Raw genomic sequence first — 10,903 nt, forward strand, 5'->3', positions numbered from 1 at the left:
GTAAAGAAAAAAACGTTTATACGTTTTGTCTGGGTTCGGGAAGCCGTATCTCTTGATCCTTGCTGAACTGGTAGTCGAGGAATACATCTTCGGCCGTGGGAAGCTGCCATGAGCCGTCCGGCAGCCGGTTCGTGGTATCCTTGAGCCGGTAGGTCAGGTGGCCGCAGGTCCAGCAGTCGTAGCGGGCCATGCCGGTACAGAGGCAGGTTTTTTCCGACGGCGTGATCGGCAGACCTGATTTTTTTTCTTCGAGAGCCTTGTAGTAGGCGTCGATATAGGAGCACTTCCCGCCGGTTTCCAGCAGATAGCCGAGCCCCTGGCAGTTGGGCTTCATCCTGTAGGAGAGTGTCGGGGAGTTTACGAGCATGCGCATCGGGTAGCCGGTTGTCGAGGCCATGTTCACCACAATGTCCTTCTCTTCGGCATTGATGTAGTGCTGCTTGACCGCAGCCGGAAGACCGGCCTCCCTTGAAATGGCGAAGCGGGTTGCTACCTGTACCGCTGCGGCTCCCTTTTGGAGGTACTGTGCGGCGTCGGTTCCCGTGAAGATTCCCCCTGCGGGAATGACCGGAATCGAAAGGTTCTCTTTTTTCAGGAAGTCGAGCACTTCCGTGACGATGGTGTTCAGATCGAAGGTGTGCCAGTCGAGCGGCCCGAATCCGAGGTGTCCGCCGGCAAGAGGGCCCTCGACGATAATGTAGTCGGGCAGCCGGTCGAGACGGACGGCGCGTTTGAGGAAAATGGCCAGCGCCCGGACCGAAGAGATGATGATGCCTATCTTGGCGTCGCGGAAGCGGGGGTGATCCTGAATGAGGTCGAGGGTGCGCAGATTGAGTCCGGCTGCAAGGGTAAGACCGTCGATACCTGCATCCAGTGCGGCCGAAAGCCTTACCTTGAGCGTTTCCGACGCATTGTTCATGGTCAGCTTTTCCATGCAGTTCAGGAAAATCGCTCCTTTTCCCGTTTTCTGGGAAACCGTGTACTCGATGTATTTTTTCTGGGCCTCGGCAACCTCCTCAAGGTCGAAGAGCACTGCGGATTTGTCCGGGATGTCGGTATAGGCTGCGTACTTCCTGCGTTTGCGCGAAACGTACGAGGTACTGAAAATCTGATCACAGACGTAGCAGACTTCGGCATCGGAAATATGGCCTATGCCGCCAAGTTTCTCTGCCGCCAGGGCAAGTTCGGTTGTTGATATGTTGACGCCCATACCGCCGATAACGATTGGGACATACTCTTTTCCTCCTAACGGTAGCCTGAAATTATCTACGATCATTGTCTGTGTATTCCGATGTAAAAGCATTTTCCGGCCTTCGGCGGATTCGGAGGCCGGCTGGGTTGCCGCCTTTTTGCAGGTAGTGGCTCGCCCGGCTGTCAAAAATTAAAATTATTTAAGATAGAATATTTCGTTCTATAAATCTACAGTCAAAACGTACAAAACGCCATGCCGCCCTGAACCGGTACTTTTACCGACACCATTGCAATGGCTGTTTGAGAAAAGGAGGAGAGAATAGTAAATTGACAGGCCTGATGAAAACGGGGGGAGAGCAATCGACCGCCCGTCAAGTAACAACCGATCATGAACAAAGGGGAACCGTTATGATAAAACTCGTCCTACTCCGCCACGGCGAGAGCCAGTGGAATCTGGAAAACCGCTTTACCGGCTGGCACGACATCGACTTGACGGACAACGGCAGGCTTGAGGCCTCGAATGCGGGAAAGACCATGAAAGAGGCGGGCCTGACTTTCGATATTGCCTATACCTCCGTGCTGAAACGGGCCATCAGGACGCTCTGGAACGCTCTGGACGGCATGGATCTCATGTGGATTCCCGTCATGAAAAGCTGGCGGCTCAACGAGCGTCACTATGGTGCGCTGCAGGGGCTGAACAAGTCCGAGACATCCCGCAAATACGGCGAGGAGCAGGTGCTGGTATGGAGAAGAAGCTACGATACCCCTCCGCCGCAGCTCGATCGCGACGATGAGCGTTATCCCGGCCTTGACCGCCGTTACGCCGATCTGGGCGAAACGGAACTGCCGCTTTCGGAGTGCCTGAAGGACACCGTCGAACGTTTTCTCCCGATCTGGCACGACACCATAGCGCCGGAGATCCGCAAGGGCAGGCGGGTGCTTATCGTCGCGCACGGCAATTCGCTGCGGGCGCTGGTCAAGTATCTCGACAACATTTCCGAGGAGGATATCGTCGGTCTGAACATCCCGACAGGCATCCCTCTCGTCTACGAACTCGACGACGACCTCAAGCCGCTGAAAAGCTACTATCTCGGCGATCAGGAGGCAATAAAACAGGCCGTCCAGGCGGTTGCCGGACAGGCCAAAGCATAGGACGGGCGTTTACCGGCAGGGGGTTTTTCTCGGGGAACGTTATTAATTGAAAAAACCTTATATTCTGCACTTAAAATTCAGTGAGCGCCCTTTTTTTGAAACTTTACAGATGAGTTGTGCCTGAAAATATGAATGCTAAGCTTAATACGGGGCTGTATGACCCCCAGTTTGAGCATGATGCCTGCGGGGTGGGATTTGTCGCCCATATCAAAGGTGTCCGTTCTCACGCAATTGTCGAGCAGGGATTGCAGATCAACGAAAACCTGAAACATCGCGGCGCCTGCGGCTGCGAAAAAAACACCGGCGACGGTGCAGGTATTCTTCTGCAGGTACCCGACAAGTTTCTTCGCAGGGTCTGCGCCGAACGCAGTATCGAACTGCCGCCCGAAAAGCACTACGGTGTGGGCATGGTGTTTCTTCCCCCCGATATTTCACAGCGCAGGGCCATCGAGGATATCTGCCGTCAGATGATCCAGGCCGAGGGACAGAAGTTTCTCGGTTTCAGGAAGGTGCCTACCGAAAACGAATCGCTGGGCGAGACCGCCAGATCCGAAGAGCCTGTCGTCAAGCAGCTTTTTGTCGGACGCGGCAAGGATGTGACCTCGGAAATCGAGTTCGAGAGAAAGCTGTATATCATTCGCCGCAGAATCACCAAGCGGGTCAAATATACCGCAGGCGTTCTCGGCAGCAGCTATTTCTATATTTCAAGCCTTTCCTGCAGAACCATCGTCTACAAGGGCATGCTGCTTCCGGAGCAGGTTGGGGTGTACTATCCCGAACTGCACGACCCGGACATGGAAAGCGCCATCGCCATGGTGCATTCGCGCTTCAGCACCAACACCTTCCCGAGCTGGGACCGGGCACACCCCTACCGTTTTCTCAGCCATAACGGCGAGATCAACACGCTGCGCGGCAACGTCAGCTGGATGAAGGCCAGGGAGAAGAACATTTGTTCCAAAGTGTTCGGCGACGCCATCGAGGACATCAAGCCGATCATTTTCGAGGACGGCAGCGATTCGGGCATTCTCGACAACGTGTTCGAGTTTCTCGTGCTTTCCGGTCGCTCGCTGGCTCATGCCGCCATGATGATCATTCCGGAGCCGTGGGCCGGCAACAAAAGCATGGAGCCGCTCAAGCGCTCGTTCTACGAATATCACAGCTGCCTGATGGAGCCCTGGGACGGCCCCGCATCGGTAGCCTTCACCGACGGCACGCAGATCGGCGCCGTGCTCGACCGCAACGGCCTTCGCCCGTCGCGCTACTACATCACCAGGGACGATCTGGTCATCATGGCTTCCGAAGTGGGCGTGCTCGATATCGCCCCTGAACGCATTCTCCGCAAGGACCGCCTGCAGCCGGGGCGCATGTTCCTGGTCGATACCGCCGAGGGGCGAATCATTTCCGACGAGGAGATCAAGAGCACCATCGCTTCCGAAGCGCCTTACGGGGAGTGGATCGGACGGAACATGATCGATCTGGAAACGCTTCCGGATCATCCGCTGATGAAGAACCCGGACGAAGACAAGTACAGCCTTACGGCGCGGCAGAAGGTTTTCGGGTACACCCAGGAGGATATCGCGCTGCAGATCATGCCGATGTCCCGCAACGGCGTCGAACTTGTCGGTTCGATGGGCAACGATACGCCGCTGGCCGTGCTTTCCAACAAGCCCAAGCTGCTCTACGACTATTTCAAGCAGCTCTTCGCGCAGGTCACCAACCCTCCGATCGATTCGCTCAGGGAGGAGATCATCACCTCCACGACCGTCATGCTCGGCACCGAGGGGAACCTGCTCGACTCGGAGGAGCTCAACTGCCGCAGGCTGCGTCTGCCCTATCCGGTGCTTTCCAACGCCGATCTCGAAAAAATACGCGGCGTCGACAAACCAGGCTTCAGGGCCGTCACCCTTCCGATATTCTATGATGTCGCTGCCGGCGGAAAAGGCATCGAACGCGCCATGCAGGATCTCTACCGCCTCTCGGAACAGGCCGCCGCGACGGGAGTGAACATCATCATCCTTTCCGACAAGGGCGAGATCGAAAAAGACCGTGCGCCGATACCGGCCCTTCTGGCCATATCGGGCATGCACAACTTCCTTATCAACGCAGGTCTGCGTACAAGGGTCGGCCTGGTGCTCGAATCCGCCGAACCGCGCACGGTACACCATTTCGCCATGCTCATCGGTTACGGCGCGGGCGCGGTGAACCCCTATATGGCCTTCGAAACCATCCGTTCGCTGATCGGCTCCGGCCAGATCACGCTCGACGAGAAAACCGCGAAGAAGAACTACATCAAGGCCGCGGTGAAGGGTATCGTGAAAACCATGGCCAAGATGGGCATTTCCACCATCCAGAGTTATCGTGGTTCGCAGATTTTCGAGGCGGTCGGCCTGAACAGCCAGCTTGTCGACGCCTACTTCACCCGCACGCCGACCAGAATAGAGGGGATCGGGCTCGACGCGGTAGCCGAAGAGGTGCGCAAGCGCCACACCTCCGTGTTTCCGCCTTCGGGCAACAAGGTGGACCGCGGGCTCGAGGCCGGCGGAGAGCGCAGATGGCGCCACAGCGGAGAGTTCCATCTCTTCAGCCCCGAAGCGATCCATCTGTTGCAGCAATCCTGCCGCACGGGCAATTACAGCCTGTTCAAGAAGTATGAAACCCTCATCGACGACCAGAGCGAACATCTCTGCACGATCAGGGGGCTCATGGACATCAGGTATCCCCGTCAGCCCATTCCGCTTGAAGAGGTGGAACCGGTCGAAAATATTCTCAGACGGTTCAAGACCGGAGCCATGTCGTACGGCTCCATCAGCCAGGAGGCGCACGAGACCCTTGCCATAGCCATGAACCGGATCGGCGGCAGAAGCAATACCGGAGAGGGCGGCGAAGACCCGGCGCGTTTCGTGCCCGACGCCAACGGCGATTCCCGCAAGTCGGCCATCAAGCAGGTCGCTTCGGGCCGTTTCGGTGTTACGAGCGAGTACCTGACCAACGCCAACGAAATCCAGATCAAGATGGCTCAGGGAGCCAAGCCCGGAGAGGGCGGTCAGCTTCCGGGTGCGAAGGTCTATCCGTGGGTGGCCAAAGTCCGCCATTCGACGCCCGGCGTGGGACTGATCTCTCCGCCTCCGCACCACGACATCTACTCCATCGAGGATCTCGCGCAGCTGATCCACGACCTGAAAAACGCCAACCGCGAGGCCCGCATCAACGTCAAGCTGGTCTCGTCGGTCGGAGTCGGCACCATCGCTGCAGGTGTTGCCAAGGCTCATGCCGACGTGGTGCTCATCAGCGGCCACGACGGCGGCACCGGAGCTTCTCCCATATCGAGCATCATGCATGCAGGCATGCCGTGGGAACTCGGCCTTGCCGAAGCGCATCAGACCCTCATGCTCAACAACCTGCGCAGCAGGATCGTGGTCGAGGCCGACGGTCAGCTGAAAACCGCGCGCGACATCGTTGTTGCCGCCATGCTCGGCGCCGAGGAGTTCGGATTCGCCACCACAACCCTTGTGGTGATGGGCTGCGTCATGATGCGCTGCTGCCAGGACGACTCCTGTGCGGTCGGCGTTGCCACCCAGAATCCCGAGCTTCGCAAGAACTTCAGGGGCAAGCCGGAGCATGTCGAAAATTTCATGCGTTTTCTCGGCGAAGGGGTTCGCGAATACATGGCACGCCTCGGCGTCAGCTCGCTCGACGAACTGGTCGGCCGGACCGAACTGCTCGGCATGAAGAAAACCATCGACCACTGGAAGGCCAGCGGAGTCGATCTTTCCAAGATTCTTTACCAGCCGGAGGCCGGCGAGAACGATCTGCGCTACTGCAGCCTGAAACAGGAGCACGGGCTCGAGGAGAGTCTCGATCTGACCACCCTGCTCACCATCTGCGAGCCCGCCATCAAGCGGGGCGAGAAGGTCACCAGTACGCTGGCCATCAGCAATACCAACCGGGTGGTCGGCACGATTACCGGTAACGAAGTGACCAAGGCGTACGGCGCCAAAGGACTGCCCGACGATACCATTCATCTGAAATTCTTCGGATCCGCAGGACAGAGCTTCGGCGCGTTCATTCCCAACGGCATGACCCTCGAACTCGAAGGCGATGCCAACGACTATGTCGGCAAAGGGCTTTCGGGCGGAAAAATCGTGGTCTATCCGCCGCGCAGCGCCACCTTCGTGCCGGAAGAGAACATCATTATCGGCAATGTCGGTTTCTACGGTGCGACATCCGGCGAGGCCTACATCAGGGGTATGGCAGGTGAACGGTTCTGCGTGCGTAACAGCGGTCTCAGGGCGGTTGTCGAGGCCATCGGCGACCACGGGTGCGAGTACATGACCGGAGGCAGCGTCATCATTCTCGGCAAAACCGGACGGAACTTCGCCGCCGGCATGTCGGGAGGCGTGGCCTACGTCTACGACCTTGACGGAACCTTCAGCGAAAACTGCAACCACGATATGGTCGGTCTCTATCCGGTCGACGATCCTCTGGAGCTTGCCGAACTGCAGTCCACGATCGAGAAGCATGTGGAGCTGACCGGCAGTGCGCTCGGTGAGCGTATTCTCGGCGCATGGACCATGGCGAAGACTCAGTTCGTCAAGGTGCTGCCGAACGACTACAAGCGTGCCATGGAGGCCATGAAAGAGGTTGAAAATGCGGGATTGACCGGTGCCGAAGCCGTTATGGCGGCATTTGAAAAGAACGTTCACGATCCTTCGCGCGTATCAGGAAACTAACACCGGGCATGCGGCGTGCTGCTCCGGAAAAGCATTAAACGAGAGTTATGGGAAAAGTAAAAGGATTTATGGAGTTCCAGAGAGCCCTTCCCTCAGACAGGGAGCCTCTGGAGAGGATAAAGGACTGGCGGGAGTTTCATCTGGAGATGCCGGATGGCGAACTGCAGAAGCAGGGGGCCCGCTGCATGGATTGCGGCACGCCCTACTGTCACACCGGGTTCCTGCTCAGTGGCATGGCCAGCGGATGTCCGATTCATAACCTGATTCCCGAGTGGAACGACTATATCTACAAAGGGTTCTGGCACGAGGCATTCGACCGGCTCATGAAGACCAACAACTTTCCTGAATTCACCGGAAGGGTCTGCCCGGCGCCCTGCGAGGGCTCCTGCGTGCTCGGCATCATCGAGCCGCCGGTCACCATCAAGAATATCGAGTGCTCCATTATCGAGCACGCCTTCGCCGAAGGGTGGGTCGAGCCGAAAACCATAGCATTGCGCACCGGCAAGCACGTTGCCGTAGTCGGTTCCGGACCTGCCGGACTGGCCTGCGCCGACCAGCTCAACAAGGCCGGGCACAGCGTTACGGTGTTCGAGCGCGACGACCGGATCGGCGGACTCATGATGTACGGCATTCCCAACATGAAGCTCGACAAGACGGAAGTCGTCGGCCGCCGCATCTCCATCATGGAGGCTGAAGGAGTCACTTTCATGGCCTCTACCGAGGTCGGCGCCGATTACCCTGCCGACAAGCTGCTCGAGGAGTTCGACGCCGTCGTGCTCTGCATAGGCGCCACCAGGCCCCGTGACCTTGCGGTCGAGGGCCGCACCTTCCAGGGCGTGCACTTCGCCATGGACTTTCTTCGCTCGTCCACCAAAGCGCTGCTCGACGCCACCTCGCCCGCCATTACGGCGGAGGGCAAGGATGTGATCGTCATCGGCGGCGGCGATACCGGCACCGACTGCGTGGCCACCTCGCTGCGCCAGGGGTGCAGGAGCGTCGTCCAGCTCGAAATCATGCCCAAGCCTCCGCTCGATCGTCAGGCAGACAACCCGTGGCCCGAGTGGCCGAAGGTCTACAAGGTGGACTACGGTCAGGAGGAAGCTGCAGCCGTGCAGAATGGCGATCCCCGCCGGTACGCTGTGATGACCAAGAAATTTCTCGATGCGGGCACCGGGGCGCTTACGGCCGTCGAGGTTTCCGATGTGGAATGGGTCAACGACGAAGGCCGCTTTATTCCCCGTCCGGTTTCCGGAACCGAGGAGATCCTGCCTGCCCAGCTGGTGCTGCTCGCCATGGGCTTCATCGGCCCGGAGGAGAGTCTCCTGCAGCAGCTGCAGATAACCCAGGATGCGCGCAGCAACATCAAGGCTGACGAACAGAGCTATAAAACCAACAAGCAGGGCATCTTCGCCGCCGGCGACGCGCGCCGCGGTCAAAGCCTTGTGGTGTGGGCGATCAACGAAGGCCGTGCGGCCGCCCGCGAATGCGACCGGTATCTCATGGGCACGACATGCCTGCCGTGAGCGTCCCAAACGATTGGCCCGCGAAGGTTGTTATACTGGTGGAAATACCGGTGGAATTTTTCATGACGCTTCAAACAAGGTTCCGTGCAAATGGAAAAACAGCAGCTTAACGAAATGCTCCGGAAGCTTCACGAGGAGCTCGAGCAGGTAGAGAGTGTGGACGACGCGACCGTATCGGTGCTCTCGACTCTCCGGGAGGATATCCAGCACCTTCTCAGCGGAAAGGGTACAGGAACCCCCGAGGAGCAGGAGCCCATTTCAGAGCGTCTTGGCGAAGCCATCGACCATTTTGAAGCCGACCATCCCAAGCTCAGCATGGCTATCCAGCATGTGCTCGACAGCCTGGCGAAAATGGGATTGTAAGCTTCCGGAAACCGTAATCAGCAAAGGCATCAGTTTTACATGACGAGAGTTAAAGAGCCCGAAAAGGGGAGAAAGCGCACCGGAAACGGCAACGAACCGGTATTCTGTTCGTTCTGCGGACGCAGCTCCCTTGAAGTCAACAGCATGGTCGCCGGTCCGGGTGCATTCATCTGCGACCGCTGCATCAAGACCTCATACGAAATCCTCCGCAAGGAGATCAGCGCCATAAAACCGGCCGACCGCCAGCCGGAAAAGCCTTTTCAGCCAAGGCTGGTCAGCCCGAAAGCCATCATGGAGTCGCTCGACCAGTACGTGGTTGGTCAGGACATCGCCAAAAAGTCGCTCTCCGTGGCGGTCTATAACCACTACAAGCGGATCGATTCGCAGGAGTGGTCGCACGAGTCCGACGAGGTGGTTATCGAGAAGAGCAACATCCTGCTTATCGGCCCGACGGGCACGGGAAAGACGCTGCTCGCCCAGACGCTGGCCAACCTGCTCGAAGTGCCCTTCACCATTGCCGACGCCACCTCGCTGACCGAGGCGGGCTACGTGGGCGACGACGTGGAGACCATTCTGGCCAGGCTGCTCCACGCTTCCGACTTCAATCTCGAACGCGCCGAGCGGGGCATCATCTACGTGGACGAAATCGACAAGATCGCGCGCAAGTCCGCCAACGTCTCCATCACCCGCGACGTATCGGGCGAGGGCGTGCAGCAGGCGCTGCTCAAGATCCTCGAGGGATCGGTGGTCGGCGTGCCGCCCAAAGGGGGCCGCAAGCATCCTGAGCAGCAGCTCATCAACATCAATACCAAGAACATCCTCTTCATCTGCGGCGGAGCGTTCGAGGGGCTCGACAAGCTCATCGCCAAGAGAGTGTCGAAATCATCCATGGGATTCGGTTCGAAGGTGAAGCACAAGCACTCCGGCTACGATCCGGAAATCCTGCGCTACGTCACCCAGGACGACCTGCACGAGTACGGGCTCATCCCAGAATTCATCGGTCGGCTTCCGATCATCTCCACCCTCGATCCGCTGGACGAAAAGGCCCTGCGCAGCATTCTCGTGGAGCCGAAGAACGCGCTCGTGAAGCAGTACAAGAAACTGTTCGAAATGGATGGTGTGGAGCTGGAGTTCACCGAAGAGGCGCTCGACAGGGTCGTCGAAATCGGCATCGACCGTGGAACCGGAGCCCGCGCCCTGCGCTCGGTGCTCGAGAACGTGATGATCAACATCATGTTCGAGTTGCCTTCGCTCAAAGGGGTGCAGAAGTGCATCATCACGGTTGACACCATCGAAAACAAGGGCAATCCGGAGTATCTGACTGCCGACGGCAAAAAGAAAAAAATCGCCTGAACGGGAAAAATCTTTCCGCAAGCGGTTTGGATTTCTGAACCGGAATCTTATATTTAAGCCCTTTTATGATGGGCGATTAGCTCAGTTGGTTAGAGCGCTACATTGACACTGTAGAGGTCAGAAGTTCGAATCTTCTATCGCCCACATCCCGCGTAAAAGCCTGCAAGACAACACCTTGCAGGCTTTTTTCATTTCCCCTCGACAATGCGTGCTGCACGCCACATTCACAGTGTAAAGGTCAGGTATTGTCACCCTTCGTCCGGATTTATAGCGACAACTTATTATAACTGGTTATAAACCGCTATAAACGAACAACCCGTTCGGGCGTAACAATCATCCGTTAGGGTATAATAGTTACTTCGGTCAAGTGATGCCTCAGGCAAGGAGCGAGATTGGCCAAAATGACGGATTTTCCTGAGACAAGGCTTTTTGTTCAGTATCCAAAGCGTGAATTTTCTTGCAAATAGAGTGTATTTGTCGTACATATAATGTGATTCACTATGGACGCTTCCGTCATCTCCACCCCCGCGCCCTTGCAGACGGCAAGCAACGAATTACGCACTACTATAGTCGAAGTATTTGCCGTTACAC

6 protein-coding genes and 1 tRNA gene are annotated in these 10,903 nt (G+C 57.5%); 6 read left to right on the forward strand and 1 reads right to left on the reverse strand.

Going from position 1 to position 10,903, the window contains the following annotated elements:
- Nucleotides 1–16 precede the first annotated feature (16 nt).
- Nucleotides 17–1,276 (reverse strand): nitronate monooxygenase, encoded by a 1,260-nt coding sequence (locus tag WBP50_RS04090; RefSeq protein ID WP_423931864.1) that lies wholly within the window; start codon nucleotides 1,274–1,276, stop codon nucleotides 17–19.
- Nucleotides 1,277–1,599: 323 nt separating this feature from the next.
- On the opposite strand from WBP50_RS04090, the gene gpmA reads away from it, so the two are divergent.
- From gpmA to WBP50_RS04120, 6 genes are all read left to right on the forward strand, one after another.
- Entirely contained in the window at nucleotides 1,600–2,343 is a 744-nt protein-coding gene (gene gpmA, locus WBP50_RS04095) for a 2,3-diphosphoglycerate-dependent phosphoglycerate mutase (RefSeq protein ID WP_423931865.1), read from the forward strand.
- A gap of 128 nt (nucleotides 2,344–2,471) precedes the next feature.
- Nucleotides 2,472–7,073 carry a glutamate synthase large subunit gene (gene gltB / locus WBP50_RS04100; protein WP_423931867.1) on the forward strand — a complete coding sequence of 1,534 codons (4,602 nt, stop codon included), beginning with the start codon at nucleotides 2,472–2,474 and terminating at the stop codon, nucleotides 7,071–7,073.
- 47 nt (nucleotides 7,074–7,120) lie between these two features.
- On the forward strand, nucleotides 7,121–8,596 hold the full coding sequence (locus WBP50_RS04105) for a glutamate synthase subunit beta (RefSeq protein WP_423931869.1): 1,476 nt from the start codon (nucleotides 7,121–7,123) through the stop codon (nucleotides 8,594–8,596).
- A gap of 90 nt (nucleotides 8,597–8,686) precedes the next feature.
- The gene (locus WBP50_RS04110; protein ID WP_423931870.1) at nucleotides 8,687–8,959 is read left to right on the forward strand and encodes a DUF4404 family protein; all 273 of its coding nucleotides are present in this window, start codon (nucleotides 8,687–8,689) and stop codon (nucleotides 8,957–8,959) included.
- A 39-nt stretch (nucleotides 8,960–8,998) separates the two neighbouring features.
- A complete protein-coding gene (gene clpX, locus WBP50_RS04115) occupies nucleotides 8,999–10,312 on the forward strand; it encodes an ATP-dependent Clp protease ATP-binding subunit ClpX (RefSeq protein WP_423931872.1) in 1,314 nt (437 codons plus the stop codon).
- A gap of 70 nt (nucleotides 10,313–10,382) precedes the next feature.
- Nucleotides 10,383–10,456 (forward strand) — tRNA-Val (locus WBP50_RS04120).
- The last annotated feature ends 447 nt before the right edge of the window (nucleotides 10,457–10,903 follow it).

It is taken from the genome of Chlorobium sp. (genome assembly GCF_049593655.1).
Lineage (GTDB): Bacteria > Bacteroidota > Chlorobiia > Chlorobiales > Chlorobiaceae > Chlorobium.